Genomic DNA, 22,618 nt, shown 5'->3' with positions numbered 1-22,618 from the left:
CAAACTATCTTCACGAATTGGCTGTCGAGGCACTCGGCTACAAAGTTACTTCACTTATAAGTTACTTCACTTATAATTAGAAAGTCACGCTCGGGTATCGTAAGTTTTTTATTGTATAAACTGTCTTCACGAATTGACTGCCGAGGCACTCGGCTATTGACTTTTGGAGGAAATTGGATTATTATTTAAACTGTATAACTTTAAGTATGCTTATTTTTAGGACAGATGATTTGTGAAGGAGTTGAAAAAAGTGCCGGATCTTTCGATAATTTTCGATATGGGTGTTGTTGCACTGCGTTTTCTTATGCCTGTTTATGCAATAATAATTGTGTACCAGTGCTTTGCCGCAATGCGCCGCCGCCGCCGTCCCGAAACTCCTTTGATTTCACTTTTGAACCCTGCAACGGGCGAGATGCTCCCCGTGCTTTTCTGGGAAAATTCAATCGGCAGAAGTAAAAGCAGTGATGTAACCGTTGATGACCCGACAGTTTCAAGAAATCATTGTGTACTCCTTCGCCGTAAAGACGGTTGGTATGTAAATGATACCGATTCAAAGAGCGGCACGATGCTCAACGGCAAAAGAACAAGAGGCAGGGCAAAGGTGCTTATTGACGATACAATAACAATAGGCGGTACAAGCCTTATAGTAAAAAGAGGCGAGGAGTTCCAACAGCCGTTGCAGTCGAGCTGGTTTTTCTCAAAGGTAAGTGATAAGCCTGCAATGAAATCGTGGAAGCTTATGCTTCTTATTACATTTTTTCACTTCTTTATGTGCGTTCAGGCAATGTTCTGGAATGACGGCACAAATACAATGGCTCCGCTCGTGCTGTTCGGCGCTCTTGCGGCTGTTGAATGGGGATTCTTCTTTATCTCCTATTTTGTAATCCGCAGAGTAAATTTCGAGCTTGAATCGCTCGCCCTGTTTTTGACGGGCATAGGCGTAATGATGCTTATCAGGCAGTCGGAACGCTCGGCTTATGTTCAGCTTGTTGCCGCCGCAATAGGTATGATTTTCTTCTGTATAATTATCAAGCTGATTGAAGATCCCGATAAGGTAAATAAACTCAGACTTCCGGCAATGATTTGTGCGGTCGGTCTTTTGGGCGTAACAATTGTATTTGGTAAGATTACAAACGGCGCCGCCAACTGGATTTATATCGGCTCGTTTTCATTTCAGCCGTCAGAGCTTGCAAAGATTATTTTCATCTTTATCGGCGCAAGTTCGCTTGATGTGTTGATGACAAAGAAGAACCTGCTTGAGTACATTATCTTCTCGGCAGTCTGCGTCGGTCTTTTGGCTCTTATGGGTGACTTCGGTACTGCGCTCATCTTCTTTGTAACATTTTTGCTCACAGCGTTTATGCGCTCGGGCGATTTCAAGACGATTATTCTTGCTGTTGCCGCCGCAATTTTCGGCGTAACCTTTGTCCTCAAGTTTAAACCGTATGTTGCCGACCGTTTTTCGGGCTGGCGTCATGTGTGGGAACATACTCAGGACAACCTCGGTTATCAGCAGGCAAGAGTTCTCACATATATGGCAAGCGGCGGACTTTTCGGCGTAGGTATCGGCAACGGTTTTTTAAAGCAGGTTGCCGCATCCGAAAGTGACCTTGTTTTCGGACTTGTTTCGGAAGAAATGGGAGTTATCGTTGCGTTCACACTTGCCGTGGCAGTAGGTGCAATGTTTATTTATGCAAGGGCAATTACAACCCGAAGCAGAAGTACCTTTTATTCAATTTCAGCGTGCTGTGCGGCAGGACTTTTTGTCGTTCAGCTTTCTCTCAATGTTTTCGGTGCAACCGATGTCCTTCCGCTCACAGGCGTAACATTTCCGTTTGTGTCTGCCGGCGGTTCAAGTATTATGTCTTGCTGGGGACTTGTTGCATTCATTAAAGCCGCAGACGAGAGAACTTATTCGGTAAAAAGATAACGGCAGTAAATTGAAAACTTGTTTTTCATATATGTACTTTGGTATTAAATAAAATTAGTGCCTTTACTTGCGGGCGTCCAATGAACGCCCCTACTGATACACAGGGTGGTGTAAGGTTTGAAAAAAATACTTCGCAGAAGTACACTTATATATATAGTTGCGCTTGCGTTTATCGGCGGACTCGGCTATCTCGCCTTTGAGCTTGTAACAGGGGCAGACGATTGGGTTGATCAGGCATATAATGCGCATATAGCAGGTGACGGTGGCCTTGCACAGGCAGGAGCGATTTATGACCGCAACGGCACGGCTCTTGCACAGACGGTTGACGGTAAAAGAGTTTATAACGAAAGCGAGAGCGTAAGAAAATCTCTGCTTCATGTTGTCGGTGATGACAGCCTTAACATTTCAACGGCTGTTCAAAGTATGTATCGTTCTCAGCTGATAGGCTATAACCTTGTTTTCGGACTTAATATGCCCGAATCACTGCGTGCCTCTCACGATATAAAGCTGACAGTAGATTCCGCAACCTGTGCGGCGGCTTATGATGTGCTTGCATCTTATAACAAAAAAGGTGCCTGTGTAATATATAACTACAAAACAGGCGAGGTTATCTGCTCGGTAAGCACCATGGCTTACGATCCGCAGGCTCCTCCCGAAATTACCGAGGACAACGAAAGCGAATACGAGGGCGTTTACCTTGATAATGTGCTTTCGTCAACCTTTACTCCGGGTTCAATCTTCAAAATCGTTACATCTGCGGCGGCAATCGAGAATATTCCCGACCTTTATGACCGCACTTGGGTTTGTAACGGAAGTGAGAACATAGGCGGAAGTGAAGTTACCTGTACGGAAACTCACGGAACGCTGACATATAAAGAGGCAATGGCACATTCCTGCAATATTGTTTTTGCAAAGCTTGCCGTTGAACTCGGAAGTGACACAATGACAAAAACTGCCGAGAAAATCGGCATTAACAGCTCCTTTGATGTTGACGGAATTAAAACCGCAAAAGGTTCATATGATGTCAGCGATGCCAATGAAAACCAGCTTGGCTGGTCGGGCGTAGGTCAGTATAATGACAAGGTAAACCCGATGCAGATGGCAATTATCTGCGGCGCAATCGCAAACGGTGGTAAGGTTACAAACCCTACCCTTATCAAAGATGAGTCAATACTCTCCGCACTCGGCATAAACTACAAGAGCAGCGGACAGGAGCTTTTTTCATCCGATACGGCGGCAAAGCTTGACGATGTTATGAGATACACCGTTTCGGATTACTACGGCGACAACCTTTTCGGCGGACTTACAGTCTGTGCCAAAACAGGTACGGGTGAAGTCGGCGATGATAAGAACCCTAACGGCTGGATGGTCGGCTACTCAAAAGATGAGGACTGCCCTCTCGCATTTGCCTGTGTTGTACAGGATTCGGGTTTCGGCTTCCAATATGCCGGTCCCGTGGTTGAGGCCGCAATGATTCAGGCTGCAAAAAGCCTTGGAGCGTCTGCGGTGCAGTAAATTAAAATTATATTAAAAATTATATTATTGAAAATACAGTTTGACCGATTTTTTCGGTACATTGAAAGGAAGAACCCTGATGAATTTTTTAAAAGCTATGTTCGGCAACTACAGCAAGCGTGAAGTTAAGCGTGTGCAGCCAATCTGTGACAAGGTGCTTGCACTCGAAGATAAATATGCGGCTATGAGCGAAAGCGAACTCAAGAACCAGACAACAATCCTTAAAGAAAGACTTGCCAACGGCGAAACAACAGACGATATTCTCCCCGAAGCATTTGCAACCTGTCGTGAGGCAGGCTGGAGAGTGCTTGGCATGAAGCACTTCCCCGTTCAGATTATCGGCGGTATCGTTCTTCACCAGGGCAGAATTGCCGAGATGAAAACAGGTGAAGGTAAAACCTTGGTTGCTACCCTCCCTGCATACCTCAACGCTCTTACAGGCGAAGGTGTTCACATTGTAACAGTCAACGATTACCTTGCCCGCCGTGACTCGGAGTGGATGGGCAAGCTTTACAGATACCTCGGTCTTTCGGTCGGTCTTATCTGCCATGACCTTGACAATGACGGCAGAAAAAAGGCTTATGCCGCAGACATTACATACGGAACAAACAACGAACTCGGTTTTGACTACCTCCGTGACAACATGGTAGTTTACAAGGAAAACAAGGTTCAGCGCCCACACGCATTTGCAATTGTCGATGAGGTTGACTCAATCCTCATTGATGAGGCAAGAACTCCTCTTATTATTTCGGGTAAGGGCGACAAGTCAACAGACCTTTACGCAAAGGCTGACGCTTTTGCAAAAACTCTTAAAGTTCAGCGTTTTGCAGAACTTGACGCAAAAGAGGATATGGAGGAATATTACAAGGAAAACGACATTGATTATGTTGTTGATGAAAAGCAGAAAACAGCAACGCTTACACAGAGCGGTGTTAAGAAAGCCGAAGAATTTTTCGGTATCGAAAACCTTACCGATCCTGACAACCTTACAATTCAGCACCATGTAAATCAGGCTATCAAGGCTAACGGTGTAATGAAGCTTGATGTTGACTATGTTGTCAAGGACGGCGAGGTTATCATCGTTGACGAATTTACAGGTCGTCTTATGTACGGCCGTCGTTTTAACGAAGGTCTTCATCAGGCCATTGAGGCTAAAGAGGGCGTAAAGGTTCAGAGCGAAAGCAAGACTCTTGCTACAATCACATTCCAGAACTACTTCCGTCTTTACAAAAAGCTTTCGGGTATGACAGGTACTGCTCAGACTGAATCTGAAGAATTCCAGGAAATCTACAAGCTTGATGTTGTTGAAATTCCTACAAACAAGCCTGTTTTAAGAAAAGACCTCCCCGATTCGGTTTATAAGACAGAAAACGGCAAGTTCCACGCTGTTATTGACGCAATTGTTGAGGCTCACGAAAAGGGACAGCCTGTCCTTGTCGGTACAATTTCAATTGAGAAGTCGGAGCTTCTTTCAAAAATGCTCAAAAAGAGAGGCATTAAGCACAATGTCCTCAATGCAAAACAGCATGAAAAAGAGGCTGAAATTGTTGCTCAGGCAGGTAAGCTCGGTGCGGTAACAATCGCAACCAATATGGCAGGCCGTGGTACCGATATCATCCTCGGCGGTAACGCAGAGTATATGGCAAAAGCCGCAATGCGTAAGCAGGGCTTTACAGAGGAGCTTATCGAAGAAGCTACGGGTTATGCAGAAACCGATGATGAAGAAATCATCAATGCAAGAAATACATTCAGAGAACTGAATGATAAGTATAAGGAAGAAATTAAGGGCGAGGCTGAAAAGGTAAGAGAGGCCGGCGGTCTTTACATTATGGGTACGGAAAGACACGAGTCACGCCGTATTGATAACCAGCTCCGTGGCCGTGCAGGCCGTCAGGGCGATCCGGGCGTCAGCCGTTTCTTCCTCTCAACCGAGGATGACCTTATGCGTCTGTTCGGCGGAGACAGAATGAAAATGATGATGGAGCGTATGAATGTTGCCGAAGATATGCCCATTGAGAACAAGATGCTCACAAGTATTATCGAGGGCTCACAGGAAAAGGTTGAGCTTCGTAACTTTGGCATTCGTAAGGATGTCCTCCAGTACGATGATGTTATGAACAAACAGCGTGAAATCATCTACGGTCAGCGTGATCAGGTTCTTAACGGTGAGGATCTCCACGAAACAATCCTCAAAATGGTTGAGGATACAATCGCAACTTCAATCAAGCAGTATCTCCCCGAAGGTCCTGCAGAGCATTGGAACTTCCAGAGCCTTAAGGATTACTATGCAGGCTGGCTTATCAGAGATGATTCTAAGTACGATTTCAGTCTTGAGGATCTTGAAGATATGGAACCCGAAGAGATTCAGAAGATGCTCGTTGATGATGCTCTCGAAATCTACAAGGAAAACGAAGAGCTTCTTCCCGAGGAAACAATCCGTGAGATGGAGCGTGTTTACCTCCTCAAGAATGTTGATACACATTGGATGGATCACATCGACAATATGGATCAGCTCAAAAACGGTATCAGACTTCGTTCATACGGTCAGCATGACCCTGTTGTTGAATACAGAGTTGAAGGCTTCGATATGTTTGATGAGATGATTGAAAGCATTCGTGAGGATACTGTCAAGATGATGCTCATTATGCCAAAGCGTATCTATGAGATTCAGAAAAGGCAGGACGCAATTGCAGCTGCAAAGAGAGCGGCTCAGAGGGCTGCCGCAGCGGCACAGTCTGCAGCCGATGATGAAGGAACTGTTGAACAGTCAGACGCTGTAAAGCAGGCACTCCACCGTGAGCAGGTTGCCCGTCCTACAGAAACCTCGGCTGACGGCACAGACACAGCCAACAAAACTATCCGTAAGGGCAAAAAAATAGGCAGAAACGATCCTTGTCCGTGCGGAAGCGGTAAGAAGTATAAGAAGTGCTGCGGCAGAGATCTTTAATATAGTGACACAGAGTAATTTTAACTGCGATTTTAGATAAATCACAAATGAGGGGCGGTTTTTGACTGCCCCTCTGCTTTTTTATACGGCAATTTGACTAAGCGCCAATCTGATTATTATCGGATATAAGCAATAAAATGTGAATAATGTCGGTCTTAGCGTTGACTTTGCTCAAAAATCACATTCGCATTTGAATTGCTTGTTTAAGCTGTTTGACGGTTCCGATTCGTTCGTAAGTGTAAATTCAACTAAAACGGAAGCCCGATGAGTGCCAGTGCGGATTTTATATAAACAAAACAAGTCGGGAAGACAATGCTTTGCATTTTGCAAACTGTCTTCCCGACTTTCATTTTCCATTTTCAACTTTTCATTTTCAATTTTTTAAGCATTTCCTCATGGTCGGCTTTAAGTGCTTTGATAAGCGTCAGACTGTCCCAATCTTTGCTTGTGGGAGTGATAACCGCCTTGAGCGGAACTCGTCCGACACCGCACTTGTTCAGTGCCTTGATTAGCGAATCAATTGTTTTATTCGTAAAATTGTGCATGACAATCATTTCTTCGTCAAAGCCGTCGCCGTCAAACTTTTCTGCTGCAGGCTCAACGCCCTTGATGCCTGCAAGGAAACCGATAGGCTGATTGAAATCTTCTTTTTCAACCTTTTTAACCTGAATTTTCAGTGGCATAAGTGCAAACTTTGCCTTGCGAAATCTTTCGTCCGAAAAGTTGTAAAACATAGCAAGTTCTTTCATATCTTCACCGTTAATCCGTATCAAGCTTGAGAACCGCCATAAACGCCTCCTGCGGAACTTCAACAGAACCGAGCTGGCGCATACGCTTTTTACCTTCTTTTTGCTTTTCAAGAAGCTTTTTCTTACGGGAAATATCACCGCCGTAACACTTGGCAAGTACATCCTTACGCATAGCCTTTACGGTTTCTCTGGCAATGATTTTACCGCCGATGCAAGCCTGAATCGGAATTTCAAAAAGCTGTCTCGGAATCTTTTCCTTTAACTTCTCAGCCATCTTTCTTGCCCTTGAATATGCCTTATCGGCATGAATGATGAACGAAAGCGCATCGACAACCTCGCCGTTGAGCATAATATCAAGCTTAACAAGGTTGCTCTGAACATATTCTTTAAGCTCATAGTCGAATGATGCATAACCTCTTGTGCGTGATTTGAGCGTGTCGAAAAAGTCGTAGATTATTTCGGCAAGCGGAAGTACATAGTGTAAATCAACACGGTCGGCATCAATATACTGCATATCGACAAAAGTTCCTCGTCTGTCCTGACAAAGCTCCATAATATTGCCGACATATTCCTTAGGTGCATAGATGTGAGCGTCTGTTACAGGCTCTTCCGCCATTTGAATAAGTGACGGATCGGGGTAGTTTGTCGGGTTGTCAATCATCTCAACCGTTCCGTCTGTGCGTGTGATTCTGTAAATTACACTCGGTGCGGTTGTGATGAGGTCAAGCTGATATTCTCTTTCAAGTCGCTCCTGAATGATTTCCATGTGGAGCAGTCCTAAAAATCCGCAGCGGAAACCGAATCCGAGAGCAACCGATGTTTCGGGGTCAAACGAAAGAGCCGCATCGTTAAGCCGTAGCTTTTCAAGTGCATCTTTAAGGTCACCGTATCTTGCGCCGTCAACAGGGTAGATACCGCAGAAAACCATAGGCTGTGCCTCACGGTAGCCGGGGAGCGGTTCTTCGGCGGGATTTGATGTGAGTGTAACCGTGTCGCCGACCTTTGCGTCTGCAAGAGTCTTGATTGAACCCGTGATGTAGCCAACCTCGCCTGCATAAAGACCGTCGGTCTTTTCGGGGGCGGTTGCGTGCATAAGTCCGCACTCAACAACATTGAACACACTGCCCGTTGCCATAAGTTTGAATTCATCGCCCGGGTGAATCTGCCCCTCTTTGAGCCTTACATATATAATTACGCCCTTGTAGCTGTCGTAGCAGCTGTCAAAAATCAATGCACGCAGAGGAGCGTTGATGTCGCCTGTCGGAGCAGGAATATCGTGAACAACCTTTTCAAGAACTGCGTGAATGTTGATTCCTGCCTTTGCGGAAATTTTCGGAGCATCCTCGGCAGGAATACCGATTACATCTTCGATTTCCTGAATAACCCTGTCGGGGTCGGCACTCGGCAGATCAATTTTGTTGACAACGGGAACAATTTCAAGTCCGCTGTCAACGGCAAGATATGTGTTTGCAAGAGTCTGCGCCTCAATGCCCTGTGATGCGTCAACAACAAGAATAGCGCCCTCACAAGCCGCCAGTGAACGGGAAACCTCGTAGTTAAAGTCAACATGACCGGGGGTGTCGATGAGGTTAAAAAGATATTCTTCGCCGTCATCGGCTTTGTAGATAACGCTAACCGCCCTCGCCTTGATTGTAATGCCGCGCTCACGCTCAAGGTCCATGTCATCAAGCAGCTGCGCCTCCATATCCCTTTCGGAAACGGAGTTGGTCTGCTCAAGAATTCTGTCCGCAAGCGTACTCTTGCCGTGGTCAATGTGAGCAATAATGCTGAAATTTCTTATTTTATCCTGTGGAAAAGACAATGCTAATCACCTTTTTCTTTAATGTCTTTTTTGTACTTTATTTTAATCTGTATTTAGATTTAAATCCGAGCAACGCTCTGCTTTGCTTGCAAGGAGCAGAGCTTGCGACAGATTGCAATCAGTACAAAGGAGCGTCAGCTCCTCGTGAGTTTGGTTGTGGATTATTCCACGGCTAAACTCACAGATATTTCACGCTTCTAAAAGATGTGTGAAATATCTGTACTTAGATTATAACAATTTTAACGAATAAAGCAAGCAAATTTAAGGCATTTGCAATGTGCTTGTAAACGATACAATTTGCGAAATGCTGTTGTATGATAAATTATATCATACACTAACCTCTTCTACAAGCAAAAAATCGTTGCAGTATTTTGACCTTGGTGTTATACTTTGCTTATATGAAATAACCCTATAAAAGGAGAAATTGGTATGACAAAAGGTGAAATTGCTAAGAATAATTTTATGCAGGGCTACAACTGCGCTCAGGCTGTATTGCTTGCATTTTGTGACGATTTGGGCTTTGATGAACAGACTGCTCTTATGCTTGCGTCACCGTTTGGCGGCGGAATAGGCAGAATGCGTGAGGTCTGCGGTACTGTTACGGGAATGTATATGGCTTTAGGTCTTGCAAGGGGTTACAGTGACAGCAAGGATAATGCCGACAAAAAGCGTGTCTACACCGAGGTTCAGCAGCTTGCTGAAAGGTTCAAAGAGGACAACGGTTCAATCATCTGCCGTGACCTTCTCGGTATGAGAGCAAAGGCAAAGGACAACCCGACTCCGTCTGAGAGAACAGAAAAATATTATGCCGTCCGTCCGTGTCCTGAGTTGTGCAGATATGCAGCGGATTTGCTTGATGAATACTTAAAGAATAAAAAAGGCTGAGGGGCGTTGCTTTGATTTGAAACTTATGCCTGCAAACAGTTGAATTTGGGAGTAAATTGTGATAAAATGTTTAAAATAGGGCATTAGTCTAATGCGGTTAATTTTGAAAATTACCTTGAAAGGGGAATTGTGATATGTGCGGCATAGCCGGCTTTATGGGACAGGTTGAAAACAGAGCCGATGTCATCAGAAATATGACAGAGGTTATCACTCACCGTGGTCCCGACTCGGACGGATTTTTTACGGACGACAATATTTCCATGGGATTTCGCAGACTTTCCATTATTGACCTCGGTGCAGGTCATCAGCCTATATACAATGAGGATAAAAGCCTTGTTCTCACATTCAACGGTGAAATTTATAACTACAAGGATTTGAGAAAAGAACTTATCTCAAAAGGTCATAAGTTCTATACAGATACAGACAGTGAAGTGCTTGTTCACGGCTTTGAAGAGTGGAAAGAAGATATGCTCCCAAAACTCCGTGGTATGTTCGGCTTTGCTATTTACAACACAAAGGATAACTCACTTTTTATTGCCCGTGATTTCTTCGGCATTAAGCCGATGCACTACACTCAGATAGGCAATGACTTTGTCTATGCAAGTGAAATCAAGAGTATTCTTGAATATCCTAAGTTTGAAAAGAAATTCAACAGAAAGGCACTTGATTCCTACCTTTCATTCCAGTATGCAGTTCCGCCCGAAACTTTCTTTGAGGGCGTTTACTGCCTTATGCCAGGTCACTACCTCTGGTACAAGGACGGCGAGGTTGAAACTACCCGTTATTTTGAGGCTCGTTTCAATCCTAACGAAGAAATGACAGAGGAAGAGGCTGTTGACAGAATCGAAAAGGTTTTTGAAAACTCCGTAAACGCTCACAAAATTGCCGATGTTGAGGTTGGCTGTTTCCTTTCAAGCGGTGTTGACTCAAGCTATGTTTCAACATATTTTGCCGACCAGAAAACATTTACAGTCGGCTTTGACTTTGGCGAAAAATATAATGAAATCAGCTGGGCAAAAAATCTCAGCGAAAAAATCGGTGTTGAACACCACACTCACCTTATCTCAAGTGAAGAATTCTGGGACGCTGTTCCGACTGTTCAGTACCATATGGATCAGCCGCTTGCAGATCCGTCATGTATCGCACTTTACTTTGTATCCCGTCTTGCAAGCCATTATGTAAAGGTTGTCCTTTCGGGTGAGGGTGCAGACGAATTGTTCGGCGGTTACACTTGCTACAACGATCCGAGAGTGTTCAAAATTTATCAGACAATTGTTCCCCATTGCATCAGAAAGGCAATAAGAGCAATTTGCAGAAAGCTCCCCGACATCAAGGGCAGAGATTATCTCATCCGTGCCTGTGACAAGCTTGAGGAGCGTTATATCGGTAACGCATTTATGTATGACTACAAGCAGAAGCAGGAGCTTTTGAAGGATCCGTCAATTGCAACACGCCCACAGGATCTTACAAGAAAATATTATTATCGTTGCCGTAAGTATGACGATGTTACAAAAATGCAGTATCTCGACATCAATATGTGGATGGTCGGCGACATCCTTCTTAAAGCCGACCGTATGAGTATGGCTAACTCGCTTGAACTTCGTGTTCCTTTCCTCGATAAGGAGGTTTTCAAGGTTGCGTCATCGCTCCCGACAAAACTGCGCTGCAACAAGCACAACACAAAGTATGCAATGCGTAAGGCTGCCGTTCGCCATATGCCTGAGGCTACTGCCGAAAAAGAGAAACTCGGTTTCCCTGTACCGACAAGAGTATGGCTTCGTGAAGAAAAGTATTATAATGTGGTAAAGACTAAGTTCAAGGGCAAAACTGCCGAGAAATTCTTCAATACAGATGTCCTTGTTTCATGGCTCGACAGTCATTTCAGCGGAAAAGAAGATAACAGCAGACGAGTTTGGACAATTTATGTATTCCTCGTATGGTATGATATCTATTTTGATGAGGACAGCGAAAAGGTTGAAAAGCCTGTAAATCACCTTGACGAACTCAAGGCTGTTGCCGAGGCGAGAAGAGAAAAGCAGATTGACGCTCCCGGTGAGGTAATTATGGCTGCCGCAGAGGAGATTGACGAAAATTACGATGCTCCGAACTTTGGCGTTGACAAGTCAAAAAAAAATGACGAATCTGCCGAAAAAGCGGAAGAATCCGTAAAAGAGGAATCTGCGGAAGATGTGACAGAGAAAGTTGAAGTCCCCGATGACGGCAATGAGCCTGCAATCGTTGAGCCTGAGGAAGAACCCGAGGTTAAAGAAGAGCCTAAAAAAGAGGAGTATGTGAACATCTCAAATCCGGAGGATAACGAGATTTACGATGCTCCGAAAAAGCCGTCAACTCCGCAGGAGCAGATGCAGATGGCTATTGACAGCATTGAAAAAAGATCAAAATATCTTGACGAGCCTAATGTAATTTCAGACGAGGCTGTTGACAATATCGTAAACTCAATCTCATTCTTTGGTGACGAGGACGATAAAAATTAATCAAAGTTATTAAAAATAACAAAATAAACAAGGGCAACCGAGGTTGCCCTTGAATTATATCAGAAAATGTTAGGAATAATTTTAACGCGCCCAAATGTGTGTTTAACGCGTCCTTAATGCGCCCAAATGTGTGTTTAACGCGCCCTTAATGCGCCCAAATGTGTGTTTAACGCGCCCTTAACGCGCCCTTTTAATTAAAAACAGCACCAAACAATATGTGTTCAGTGCTGTAAATACAATGAAATGAAATTTTTAAACCACCGCTCCGAGACAGAGGATGCTTCGCAGGATTTTGTATTCTTCTTCAAAGTCGGAGAGGGGGAGGGGATTTTTGCCGAGCCCCATTTCTACGGTGAGGGCAGGTCGGCGGAATTTTTCGATGAACCAATCCTTAAAGCCGCCGCCTGTGGCAATCTCCTCGGGAAAGGCTATGTTGTAGCCGCTTGCCTGTGAGAACATTGACGCAAGCCGAAAGCTCAGAACGGGTGTATGTCTGCCGAATGAGCAGTAAATTTCCCGTCCCTGACTGTGCAGAGCGATTGCCCGTTCAAAGTCAATATTACGGCAAAGTGTTGTCAGTGCCTTTGTTTCGGGTTCGCTTTCGGGATGATTTCCGCCGAATCTCGTCGGCGCAGGACACTTGATATTGTTCTTTAATTCAAGCTGTTTAAGTCTGCACCAACCCGCATTGAAGTTGTGGTTGATGTCAACTCCACGGGCGTTTGCCTGCCATTTATATGTATCGGTGCAGACCTTTTCGACAAGCGGTTTGTATTTGAATGCGGCGTCACTGCCGTGCAGGGCAATTTCCGTGCCGTCGGGATTCACGCAAGGCACAATCGTAAGTCCGCGAATGCTTAAAAAATTTCCGATTTTGTATTCGCCGACAGGATTATCGTTTTGCATAGCCTGACAACATTCTTCAAAGAATTTCAGCAAGGCAAGCACAGTGAGGTACTCCGAACCGTGAAAACCGCCGCAGTATAGCACACGATTCTTGGTGTTGCCGATGTGCAGAACATCAATACCTCTTCCGCACACGCTTTTTCCTGCAAAGCAGTGCTTGATAAATTTGTATTTCCCGCAAAGTCCGTTTATTATTTCCTTGCGCGTTTTGTAATCGGGAAAAACATTATAATCGGTCATAACAAAATCCTTTCCTTTCGATAATTCAATCTTTAAAACGGAGGCATAATTATGGAGCTTTTTGAAAAAACTCTTGACAGCAAGAAAATTTTTGACGGCAGAGTCCTGCATATAGTCCTTGACGAAGTGGAGCTTCCTGACGGTAAAAGGTCAAAGAGGGAGGTTGTCAATCATCCGGGCGGAGTATGCGTTGCCGCTCTTGATGAGGACAATAACCTTTCTTTTGTAAAGCAGTTTCGCTATCCGTACAAGGAGGTTGTGCTTGAGCTTCCTGCCGGCAAGCTTGAAAAGGGTTCTACTCCGCTTGAAAACGGAAAGCGTGAGCTTCTTGAAGAAACGGGACTTGAGGGCTACTCCTACATTTCTCTCGGTCAGGTCTATCCGTCCCCCGGATACACATCGGAAATTATCCATCTTTATGCCTGTCGGGTAAAGTCACAGGGTGAGCAAAGGCTTGACGAGGGTGAGTTTTTGAATGTTGAAAAAATCTCCCTCAACAAAGCCGTTGAAATGGTGCTTAACAATATGATTCCCGACTCCAAAACACAGATTGCCGTTTTAAAGACTGCCGCACTTTTGAAAAGCGGTAAAATTTAATTTAATCATAGGAAATATATATGCAGAATTTTACTGTTTCAGAACACGAAAAATTGAATACTGCCGTTGCTCTCGGATTTTTTGACGGACTTCACAAGGGACACCGAAGGGTTATTCTCTCGGCTGTTGAGCAGAAGAAAAACGGACTTTTGCCCGTGTGCTTTACATTTGCTCAAAGCCCGAAGGAGGTTCTCGGAAAATCTTCTAATGGTGCGCTTATGACAACGGAAGATAAGCTGAAAACGCTTGAAAGCCTGGGTATTGAACATACCTTCAGCCTTGATTTCAAAAAGCTGATGAATATGTCTGCAAAGGACTTTGTCGAGAAAATTATTTTCGGCAACCTCAACGCAAAATTTGTTGTCTGCGGTTTTAACTATCGTTTCGGAAAAAACGGCGAAGGCGATACCGATTTGCTCAAAAAGCTTTGTGATGAAAATGGCACGGAGCTTAAAGTGATAGAGCCTGAGCGTGACGATGGCGATGTTGTTTCGTCAACACTTATCCGTCTGCTTGTGAGCGAGGGAAACATCCGCCGTGCAAACAAGCTTTTGTGTTCGCATTTTGGATTTTCTGCCGTGATCACCCACGGAAAAAGACTCGGCAGAGAACTCGGCACTCCGACAATCAATCAGAAACTTCCCGAAAATCTTGCCGTGCCGAAATACGGCGTTTATGCGTCTGCCGTTACGCTTGAAGACGGAAAGGTCTATTGCGGTGTGACTAATATCGGTGTAAAGCCGACAGTCGGCGGAACGAAACTTTTGAGCGAAACATGGATGCCTGACTTTCACGGTGGTGAAATATACGGTCAGACAGCCGATGTCCGTCTGCTTGATTTCATTCGTCCCGAAAAAAAGTTTGACAATATCACCGAATTAAAAAATGCCATAACCGACAATGCAGTTACGGCAAAAGAGATTTTTGGTGAGATGTATAGATACGGAGCCTGAAGTAAGCGTAGTATTTATCTATGGTTGACATCGCAATTTCAGCTTGATACAATATGATACGAGAATACAAGGAAGTTTAAGGCGGTTAGCACTCCCGAAAGGGGGTGATATGCATGACTGAATCGGTTTTGCTGATAATTTTACTTATAGCACTCGCAGAAGTCATCAATAGCATAAAAAAATAATCGCCCGACAGCCTCAAATATCGGACGATTATTTTATATTCGTTTTAAAACTTTGGGACTAACCGCTTTTAACGGTTTTCCTTGTGTTCTTATTATATATTATGCAAAAAGCAATGTCAATATTCCATTTGAATTTTATATGGCTGAAAATGCTGAGCGGTGACGGAACTTTCCGACACCGCTTTTTTTATTTGAATTCATCATTAAGAATTTCATCAAGGTTATTGACCATTGCTGTGACGATTTCGTATGAACCGCCGTCTGAGATTGACTTCATAAGAGCGTTTATGTTTTCTTCAAAATTCTTCGGCAAGAGGGTACAATACTTTTTGCAGAGCTGAACCTGTCTTTTCTCACCGGGGTGTGTCTGACGGTTGAGTGCAAAGATAACATCAAAATAGCTTTCGAGGAATGCCGTGATTCTGTGATTGACGCTGACGATATCACCGCGCTCCTGCATTTTCTTAATCTGCCTGTCATATGACGGAAGCTTTCCGCTCAAAAGGCTGCGGTTGTTTTTGATAATAGCTCTGCGGAGATTTTCGGGATAGTCAATCTGCGCCATATCTCTGAATTTTGTAAAAGTCCCTGTCTTGTCAAAGAGAACCTTGCTGTTCCTGATGTTGTGCCAAAATGCGGTTGTATAGCCGTTAAAAGCCTTGCCGCCTTTGATTACCGTATCAATATATCCGCCGAACCTGTCAATTTCGCGGTAGATTATGTCAACAGGAGTACCGTTGTTCATAACCGTGTTGTCTTCGCTCTCCCAGTAGTGATTGCCAAATTCGGCAACGGAGCAGTATTTTCCCAGAAGATTTTCTCTTGTTTTGCCGGTCGGTATTTCTGAGCAGTAAACATAAATATCATAGTCTGAATTTTCATCGGCTTCGCCTGTTGAACGGGAGCCTCCGAGTGCGACAGCCTCAACCGCATCAAGCGACTTGAGTGCAAGCAAAATTTCTTCGAGGTTTTTATCATTAACATTGTATTCCGTAAAGTTCATAGTTTATTCCCTTTCGTTATATGGTATCATATCTTTTGTCGGATTATGCCGTAGCCTTTGCCGTTCCGTTTGAGTTTGTTTTTTCTTCAAGCACCACTCGTTTGCCTCTCCAACCGCCTTTTATCCAGCGGATAAGCACGACAACACCTCTGAAAATCTCATCTGCCGCCATAGCAATCCAAATTCCCGTAAGTCCCATTCCAAAGAAAATGCCGAGCAGCCAACCGAGTCCGACGCTCAAAATCCACATCGAAAAGATAGCAAGTGCAGTCGGAAACTTAACATCACCGGCGGCTTTCATACTGTTGATGATAACAAGGTTTGTTGTTCTGCCAAATTCTAAAATAATTGCAATGAACATAACCGTTGAACCGAGTGCGATAACCGCCTTGTCGCCTGTGAAAAGTCCGAGTGTAAATGGCGAAATCAACCAGTTTATAATTGCAACCGAGATTGAAATTATCATACCGAAACGCAAAGTTTTCAGCACCCTGCGGTATGCAAAATCGTAATCGTGAGCGCCTATGCTGTGACCCACAATAATCTGTGTTGCATTTGCAGCGGCAAGAGCAATCATATATGTGAACATTGAAAGCATATTTGCGTAGATTTTTGCGTTGATTGCAACGATACCCATTGTATTGATGAATGCCTGTAAAAACAGCTGTGAACAGTCGTAGGAAATGTTCTCGCCTGCTGTCGGAATGCCGAGTTTAAGAAGGCTTTTGAGAACATCATACGGAAACGGGCGAAGATATTTAAGGCTGAACTTGCCTTTGATAACCGTGTAGAAGTATATAACAGATGCAATTACCGCAATAACTCTGCTTCCGCATGTGGAAACAGCCGCACCCGACGCACCGAGTCCGAGAACCTGAAGCGGTCCGTAGAGCAAAAGAGCATTTCCGCAGATATTGATAATGTTCATTCCAAGACCGATAATCATACCGAAAACGGTTTTGCCGTTGCTTGCAAAAATTGAGTTAAAAGCGTTGATAAGCGCCTGAGTAAAGATTGTACCGCCGACTATTCGCATATACATATCGGATTCGTCAAGCATTGCCGCAGGCACCTGCATTGCCTCAAGCAGATTTCGGCTGAATATGAAAACAACAAGGCTGATTACAATACTCAGCACAAAGTTGAATGACAATGCAACCGTGTAAATCATATTCATCTTTTCTTTTTTGCCTGCACCAAGGTACTGGCTGACGATAATGCCGGTTGCACTTGATATAATGTTAAAGGCAAGGGTCAAAAAGCCGAGGACCTGATTGGCGTTGCCAATTGCCCCAACTGCGGTACTGTTGTAGTTTGAAAGCATAATCGTGTCAACATAGCCGAGTGAAACGCCGAGCAACAGCTGTAAAAATATCGGCCATGCAAGCTTTATTACTCTTTGATTCATAACAGAATCGTTCGGATTTTTGAGTTTTGAAGAAGTAGCAGACATAAATATACCCTCCGTTGAATAAAATGAATAGTAAATTATTTGTTAATAATGCTTGTGTTTACGATTGTTTTGATAAAATAAAATCTGTGTAAATTGTGTATTGCCGTCGTTTTGACTGCTTGACCGCTGTGTATTTGAGATGTATAATCTAATTGCGGATGACTGCGAACTGTCGCAATATCCAAGCTAAGTTCAGATAACTGACGGTTGTTTCAGACAAAATCAGAAAAATACAACGCAGCTGCGAATGCGAAAGGATAAAAAGTATGAATATATGTGTTTTTGGCTCATCAAGTGAGCAAATTGACAAAATCTATCTTGAATCTGCCGAGCATCTCGGCAAGAGAATTGCCGAAAAGGGCTACAACCTTGTTTTCGGTGCGGGAAAATACGGGATTATGGGCGCATCCGTCCGCGGCGCATACAGCGCAGGCGGTTACACAATCGGAGTTACACCCGATTTTTTTATTGATGTGGGTGTTGTTTTTGACAAATGCTCCGAACTTATTGTAACAGATACAATGCGTGAACGCAAAGGTATTATGGAAGATAAAGCGGACGCTTTTGTAATCTGTGCCGGCGGTATGGGCACTTTTGAAGAATTTTTTGAGGTTCTCACACTAAAGCAGCTTAACAGACACACAAAGCCTATCATTATATACAATGTAAAAGGCTACTACAACTCAATGCTTGCGATGCTTGACAATGCCGTAAGTGAAAAGTTTATGACCAATGCCTGTAACAGACTTTACACGATTGCCGATACCGAAGATGATGTTTTTAATCAGCTCGAGAATTATGTTCCGTTCACCTACAATAAATATGGGTTTCTCAAAAAGGACGGTGAGCAGAATGGCTGACAAATGCGAATTTTGTGCAAACTTTGTGAGCGACGATGAATTTGGCGATTATTGCAGCATCAACCTTGATGAGGATGAAATGGCAAGGTTTCTTTCACAGAACACAGATTCATGTCACTATTTCCAGCTTTATGATGAATACAAAATAGTCAAAAAGCAAAATTAAATAATGCAACACAATCTTACAGTAATTTACAACAAGACAGGTTACAAATTTGTAATAACTATTTAAAATTTAATAAATGTCATTTGTTATTATTGTAAACCTAAAGTCCCTTTAAATAAAGGGACTTTTTTGTCTTCTTATGCCATTTTAAAGGGAACAATATGAATAAAGGACAAAAACTCAAAAATTTATAAAATATTGATTAAGTAATAAAAAATTAGAATATTGCACAAATGAAATGTGAAAATCTTGTGAATTCATCCAAAAATGGTGACAGTCGAAGAATTAATATTGCAAATTGTGCGTTTAGGGTATAAAATACTATTATATTTTGGCGCAGATGTGTGCTTATGAGGAGAGTGTTTGCATGGGCCTTTTTAACAGGATTATTGATAAAATGGTCAGTGATAAAGTTCCATTTAAAAAGAGAAAAAGGCTGATTGTATTTGTGGCAATCATAACCCTTCTTTCTATGACGACAGCTACGGTTGCGTGGTTCTCAGTAAACACTTTCGCGGGTGTTGACAAGCTTGACCTCAATATCAGCCTTGCCGCACAACTTAAAGTCAGTATGGAAAACCACGGCAAAGACCTTGAAAAATACGGCAAGGTAATCACAAATGAAATGATTGACGATTACCTTAAAAAGCACGGTTCAAGCCTTGAAGATACGGTGCTTGACCCTGTTACAACAAGAGAGGGTACAGAGTTCACCAATCAGCGCGGCACGGTCAGAGAGCCTAACAAGCACAGCTACCTTGAGTTTGAATGTTACTTCATCGCAACCGAGGAAATGTGGGTTCACCTCACAACCGAAAGCACAAAAGCAGGTGCTGATGACGGTACAAAGGTATCGACAGAATCAACCGGCGCAAAGGCTGATGTAGTAAATTGTGCAAGAGTTGATTTCTCAGCCGAGGGAACAGGCAACGGCACAACAATTTATGAGCCGAACAGAAGTAATCCCGTAAACGGACAGACAACTTTTGATTTGCCGTCAGGTTCAATGGTTTACTCAAACAACACAAGGCTTTTTCATCTTAATCAGCTCGAACCGGTTAAGGTAACAGTTCGTCTTTGGATTGAGGGTAACGACCCCGAGTGTGATGACGATGTTCAGGATGCACAGCTTTCTGTACAGCTTGGCTTTATCGGATGCGATAAGGACAATAAACCAATCTCATAATTAAATTAAACAATGTCCCGTAGTGGCGGTCATCGGCCGCCCGCCCTGGAGGAGCTGTCATTCAACGCAGATTTCAGACAGGAGAAAAATTATGGGTTAATGAAATACGCACAATCCGACAGTTAAACGGATACAACTTTGAGGGGAGAGAAAAACTTGTTCGGAAAAAAGAAACCAAAAATTGAACAACCGATTACTCCCGAGGAGTTAAGTCGCTTAAATGATAAGAAAATGGCAGATTCCGAGATTGAACATTTTCATGTAAAAAATGATTCAATCGAGATTGTAAAATACAAAAAGCGCAGACGGCTTTTGAGTATTATCCTTTCGGTCTGCATAATCATTCTTCTTATTCTGTTCATTGTTTCAACGCTTGTAACGCAATGGGGCGACTTGATTATCAGCATTGATTCTCCTGCCGTAAAAAAAGGTATCGTGCTTAGCGAAGACGCTGACTTCAAAACTCAGTGTGCTTCACTTACTGCGAAGCAGGTTAAGGATGTTACAAACATTACATATGCATGGCTTCCTGTTGACCTTGACACAAGCAAGGACGGTGCGCACAACGGCAAAAACTATGTTGCTTATACTTTCTATTGTAAAAATAACGGAGAGGTTGAGCTTGACTATGACGCAGTGCTTGAAATCACAGGTGCGGCTAAGTCGGCAGATGAAGCAACCCGAGTTATGATTTACAAAAACGGCAAGAGCTCAATTTACGGCAAAGGTCAGTACAAAGACAGAAGCAAAGCCGAAACCGATTGCACAAAGTTTGTAAGCGATAAGGAAGTTTATAAAACATCAACCGAAAAATTCAAGGTTGGCGATATTGACAAATACACAATCGTAATTTGGATTGAGGGTAACGACCCCGAATGTATCGACGATATCCGAAACGGTCATGTAAGAATGAGAATGCTGTTCTCGGTTCGTGACGATGAAGAATCCACAGCAAAACCGTAATTTTCGGTACAGTATTACATCAACTTGGTATTATGTGCCTCGGCACTGATATAGCAAAAAATCCCTATGGTGTTTTAGGGACAAAAATTAATTTTATTTAGGAGGAATTTCTCTATGAAAACAACATCAAGAAAGAGATTATTAATCTCTTCCGTAGCAATGCTCCTCGTGGCAATGCTCGCACTTGGTACAGCAACATTCGCTTGGTTCACAACTGACACAACAACTCAGGCAACAGGTATCTCTGTTCAGACATCTAAGAAGTCATTGCTCTTAGTATCAAGCAGAACTTCTGATTGGACAGACAACCTCAACTATAACTTTGGTACAGATGCAGCTAAAAAGCTTCTCCAGCCGGCATCATCATATGACGGTGCAAACTGGTACAAAGCTCAGGCTGTAAATGGTATGTCAGGTGCTGCTACAAACGGTGAGAAAATTACTGGTGTTGGTACAGCTACTGCTGAAGGCAATGTATTCTGCAATATGCTCAATGTTAAGAACACAGGTGCTGAGACTGCTACTAATGTTACGATTACAGCAAATATTTCTGAAACAGCTGTTACAAGTGGTAAAAACTACCTCCGTGTAGCTCTTGTTCCTTCTGATTGTACAGCAGACACCGGTCGTGGTACTGCAACGGTTGCAAGTGCTCAGGAATTTAGAGATAACATTTACAGTGCTGGTGCTGACGCTGCTAAGCCTGTTGAATATGTTGGTGCAGGCGTAGCAGACAGAGAAGGTGCAATCAAAGCAGCTGCTTCAGATGTTTCAACACAGGGTAGCTCAATCTCTGTTAATGCTGGTGATCTTAATCAGAATGATGCTAAGTACTATATGCTTATCGTATGGTTTGAAGGCCAGGATGTGGATTGCCAGGATGCATATGCTGGTAACGATATGCCAAACATCACTTTCACAATTACAGCTGACTAATTTATAAATTAACAGTTAGTAAAACATAATATTAAGCAAATTATTTGATCGGAGTCCCCTTGCATGAAAAAAGTGTTAAAAAAGATAATCAATGTTATTATAGATATTGTTGTTATACTGGTTTTGGTAGTATCAGTACTTATTGTTACATTATCATTAACATCTAAATCATCAGGGGTCCCCAATATTTTCGGCATTGCACCCCTCAGCGTTCAGACTGATTCAATGGAGGACACAATTAACGTTGGTGATTTAATTTTCAGTGATGTTACAAATGACCCTTCATATGAATATCAGAAAGGTGACATTGTTACATTCCCAATCACAGTCAACGGTGAGTCCGTTCTTAACACCCACCGAATTGTTGAGGTTGTTAAGGATGACAACATTACCTACTACAGAACACAGGGTGACAATAAGAAAACCAACCCCGAGCCCGATAAGGATCTTCAAACCTCTTCGACTATTGTTGCCAAGTACACAGGTACGAAGATTGGCGGCGTGGGTAACTTTTTAAGCTTTATCAGAACTCAGCTTGGATTTTTCCTCTGCGTTCTGCTTCCGATGATTATTTTCTTTGTTTATGAAGCGGTTCGTGTTGTTCTCAACCTGCTTGCCTACAATAAAGAAAAAACTCTCAAAGAGGCAAAGCTTGCGGTTGATTCCGCCGAGCTTACCGAAGAACAGAAAAAGAGAGCTATTGAGGAATATCTTGCCTCCGTCGGAGAAAATCAGGACAAGGCGGAAAATGAGCCTGAGGTACAAACACCTGCTGACGGCAATAATTCCGCTGATAATTCCGATTAAGTTATGACAAATTTGTCCCT

The 22,618-nt window shown here is 43.3% G+C and carries 18 protein-coding genes; 13 read left to right on the top strand and 5 right to left on the bottom strand.

Going from position 1 to position 22,618, the window contains the following annotated elements:
• The first annotated feature begins 250 nt into the window (after nucleotides 1-250).
• From RBATCC27255_RS03250 to secA, 3 genes are all read left to right on the top strand, one after another.
• Nucleotides 251-1,930, top strand: coding sequence for an FtsW/RodA/SpoVE family cell cycle protein (locus tag RBATCC27255_RS03250; RefSeq protein WP_101028726.1), 1,680 nt, complete (start codon nucleotides 251-253; stop codon nucleotides 1,928-1,930).
• Nucleotides 1,931-2,047: 117 nt separating this feature from the next.
• Nucleotides 2,048-3,445 (top strand): penicillin-binding transpeptidase domain-containing protein, encoded by a 1,398-nt coding sequence (locus tag RBATCC27255_RS03245; protein WP_101028725.1) that lies wholly within the window; start codon nucleotides 2,048-2,050, stop codon nucleotides 3,443-3,445.
• A gap of 79 nt (nucleotides 3,446-3,524) precedes the next feature.
• Complete coding sequence (gene secA, locus RBATCC27255_RS03240; protein WP_101028724.1) at nucleotides 3,525-6,392, top strand: preprotein translocase subunit SecA; 2,868 nt, start codon at nucleotides 3,525-3,527, stop codon at nucleotides 6,390-6,392.
• A gap of 359 nt (nucleotides 6,393-6,751) precedes the next feature.
• On the opposite strand, the gene RBATCC27255_RS03235 is transcribed toward secA, so the two are convergent.
• Nucleotides 6,752-7,165, bottom strand: coding sequence for a DUF3783 domain-containing protein (locus RBATCC27255_RS03235; protein WP_101028723.1), 414 nt, complete (start codon nucleotides 7,163-7,165; stop codon nucleotides 6,752-6,754).
• Nucleotides 7,152-8,963, bottom strand: coding sequence for a translation elongation factor 4 (gene lepA / locus RBATCC27255_RS03230; protein WP_101028722.1), 1,812 nt, complete (start codon nucleotides 8,961-8,963; stop codon nucleotides 7,152-7,154). Before lepA ends, RBATCC27255_RS03235 begins: the two co-directional genes overlap by 14 nt.
• A gap of 429 nt (nucleotides 8,964-9,392) precedes the next feature.
• Between lepA and RBATCC27255_RS03225 the strand changes: the two genes are divergently transcribed.
• Nucleotides 9,393-9,848, top strand: a complete 456-nt coding sequence (locus tag RBATCC27255_RS03225) for a C-GCAxxG-C-C family protein (protein ID WP_101028721.1) — start codon at nucleotides 9,393-9,395, stop codon at nucleotides 9,846-9,848.
• 134 nt (nucleotides 9,849-9,982) lie between these two features.
• Entirely contained in the window at nucleotides 9,983-12,343 is a 2,361-nt protein-coding gene (gene asnB, locus RBATCC27255_RS03220) for an asparagine synthase (glutamine-hydrolyzing) (RefSeq protein WP_101028720.1), read from the top strand.
• A gap of 252 nt (nucleotides 12,344-12,595) precedes the next feature.
• Here asnB and RBATCC27255_RS03215 read toward each other — a convergent pair whose 3' ends face one another.
• Complete coding sequence (locus RBATCC27255_RS03215; RefSeq protein ID WP_101028719.1) at nucleotides 12,596-13,489, bottom strand: M14 family metallopeptidase; 894 nt, start codon at nucleotides 13,487-13,489, stop codon at nucleotides 12,596-12,598.
• 51 nt (nucleotides 13,490-13,540) lie between these two features.
• Here RBATCC27255_RS03215 and RBATCC27255_RS03210 point away from each other — a divergent pair, with 51 nt between their 5' ends.
• Both RBATCC27255_RS03210 and RBATCC27255_RS03205 read left to right on the top strand, forming a co-directional pair.
• Complete coding sequence (locus tag RBATCC27255_RS03210) at nucleotides 13,541-14,086, top strand: NUDIX domain-containing protein (RefSeq protein ID WP_101028718.1); 546 nt, start codon at nucleotides 13,541-13,543, stop codon at nucleotides 14,084-14,086.
• A gap of 20 nt (nucleotides 14,087-14,106) precedes the next feature.
• The gene (locus RBATCC27255_RS03205) at nucleotides 14,107-15,039 is read left to right on the top strand and encodes a bifunctional riboflavin kinase/FAD synthetase (protein ID WP_101028717.1); all 933 of its coding nucleotides are present in this window, start codon (nucleotides 14,107-14,109) and stop codon (nucleotides 15,037-15,039) included.
• A gap of 372 nt (nucleotides 15,040-15,411) precedes the next feature.
• Here RBATCC27255_RS03205 and RBATCC27255_RS03200 read toward each other — a convergent pair whose 3' ends face one another.
• The gene (locus RBATCC27255_RS03200) at nucleotides 15,412-16,227 is read right to left on the bottom strand and encodes a DUF4037 domain-containing protein (RefSeq protein ID WP_101028716.1); all 816 of its coding nucleotides are present in this window, start codon (nucleotides 16,225-16,227) and stop codon (nucleotides 15,412-15,414) included.
• A 43-nt stretch (nucleotides 16,228-16,270) separates the two neighbouring features.
• Nucleotides 16,271-17,680: an MATE family efflux transporter gene (locus tag RBATCC27255_RS03195; RefSeq protein ID WP_101028715.1), complete on the bottom strand. Its 1,410-nt coding sequence runs from the start codon at nucleotides 17,678-17,680 to the stop codon at nucleotides 16,271-16,273.
• A gap of 266 nt (nucleotides 17,681-17,946) precedes the next feature.
• Between RBATCC27255_RS03195 and RBATCC27255_RS03190 the strand changes: the two genes are divergently transcribed.
• The 6 genes from RBATCC27255_RS03190 (at nucleotide 17,947) to RBATCC27255_RS03170 (ending at nucleotide 22,598) form a co-directional block, all read left to right on the top strand.
• Complete coding sequence (locus RBATCC27255_RS03190; protein ID WP_101028714.1) at nucleotides 17,947-18,540, top strand: LOG family protein; 594 nt, start codon at nucleotides 17,947-17,949, stop codon at nucleotides 18,538-18,540.
• Nucleotides 18,533-18,706 (top strand): DUF6472 family protein, encoded by a 174-nt coding sequence (locus tag RBATCC27255_RS10400; RefSeq protein WP_169923223.1) that lies wholly within the window; start codon nucleotides 18,533-18,535, stop codon nucleotides 18,704-18,706. Before RBATCC27255_RS03190 ends, RBATCC27255_RS10400 begins: the two co-directional genes overlap by 8 nt.
• A 367-nt stretch (nucleotides 18,707-19,073) precedes the next feature.
• Nucleotides 19,074-19,892 carry a hypothetical protein gene (locus RBATCC27255_RS03185; protein ID WP_101028713.1) on the top strand — a complete coding sequence of 273 codons (819 nt, stop codon included), beginning with the start codon at nucleotides 19,074-19,076 and terminating at the stop codon, nucleotides 19,890-19,892.
• A 156-nt stretch (nucleotides 19,893-20,048) separates the two neighbouring features.
• Nucleotides 20,049-20,855 carry a hypothetical protein gene (locus RBATCC27255_RS03180; protein WP_101028712.1) on the top strand — a complete coding sequence of 269 codons (807 nt, stop codon included), beginning with the start codon at nucleotides 20,049-20,051 and terminating at the stop codon, nucleotides 20,853-20,855.
• Between the two features lie 114 nt (nucleotides 20,856-20,969).
• Entirely contained in the window at nucleotides 20,970-21,791 is an 822-nt protein-coding gene (locus tag RBATCC27255_RS03175; RefSeq protein WP_101028711.1) for a hypothetical protein, read from the top strand.
• A gap of 63 nt (nucleotides 21,792-21,854) precedes the next feature.
• Nucleotides 21,855-22,598, top strand: coding sequence for a signal peptidase I (locus RBATCC27255_RS03170; protein WP_101028710.1), 744 nt, complete (start codon nucleotides 21,855-21,857; stop codon nucleotides 22,596-22,598).
• The last annotated feature ends 20 nt before the right edge of the window (nucleotides 22,599-22,618 follow it).

Origin of the sequence: Ruminococcus bromii, assembly GCF_002834225.1 — a bacterium.
In the GTDB taxonomy this organism is placed as follows: Bacteria; Bacillota; Clostridia; order Oscillospirales; family Acutalibacteraceae; genus Ruminococcoides; species Ruminococcoides bromii.
This window is presented reverse-complemented; position numbering and strand designations above follow the sequence as displayed.

What these genes read in the sequence shown, in the direction of transcription:
- RBATCC27255_RS03210 (WP_101028718.1), top strand. Translation starts at nt 13,541, where the DNA reads ATGGAGCTTTTTGAAAAAACTCTTGACAGCAAGAAAATTTTTGACGGC.
- RBATCC27255_RS10400 (WP_169923223.1), top strand. Translation starts at nt 18,533, where the DNA reads ATGGCTGACAAATGCGAATTTTGTGCAAACTTTGTGAGCGACGATGAA.
- RBATCC27255_RS03215 (WP_101028719.1), bottom strand. Translation starts at nt 13,489, where the DNA reads ATGACCGATTATAATGTTTTTCCCGATTACAAAACGCGCAAGGAAATA.
- secA (WP_101028724.1), top strand. Translation starts at nt 3,525, where the DNA reads ATGAATTTTTTAAAAGCTATGTTCGGCAACTACAGCAAGCGTGAAGTT.
- RBATCC27255_RS03200 (WP_101028716.1), bottom strand. Translation starts at nt 16,227, where the DNA reads ATGAACTTTACGGAATACAATGTTAATGATAAAAACCTCGAAGAAATT.
- RBATCC27255_RS03170 (WP_101028710.1), top strand. Translation starts at nt 21,855, where the DNA reads ATGAAAAAAGTGTTAAAAAAGATAATCAATGTTATTATAGATATTGTT.
- RBATCC27255_RS03175 (WP_101028711.1), top strand. Translation starts at nt 20,970, where the DNA reads ATGAAAACAACATCAAGAAAGAGATTATTAATCTCTTCCGTAGCAATG.
- RBATCC27255_RS03185 (WP_101028713.1), top strand. Translation starts at nt 19,074, where the DNA reads ATGGGCCTTTTTAACAGGATTATTGATAAAATGGTCAGTGATAAAGTT.
- RBATCC27255_RS03225 (WP_101028721.1), top strand. Translation starts at nt 9,393, where the DNA reads ATGACAAAAGGTGAAATTGCTAAGAATAATTTTATGCAGGGCTACAAC.
- asnB (WP_101028720.1), top strand. Translation starts at nt 9,983, where the DNA reads ATGTGCGGCATAGCCGGCTTTATGGGACAGGTTGAAAACAGAGCCGAT.
- RBATCC27255_RS03205 (WP_101028717.1), top strand. Translation starts at nt 14,107, where the DNA reads ATGCAGAATTTTACTGTTTCAGAACACGAAAAATTGAATACTGCCGTT.
- RBATCC27255_RS03190 (WP_101028714.1), top strand. Translation starts at nt 17,947, where the DNA reads ATGAATATATGTGTTTTTGGCTCATCAAGTGAGCAAATTGACAAAATC.
- RBATCC27255_RS03195 (WP_101028715.1), bottom strand. Translation starts at nt 17,680, where the DNA reads ATGTCTGCTACTTCTTCAAAACTCAAAAATCCGAACGATTCTGTTATG.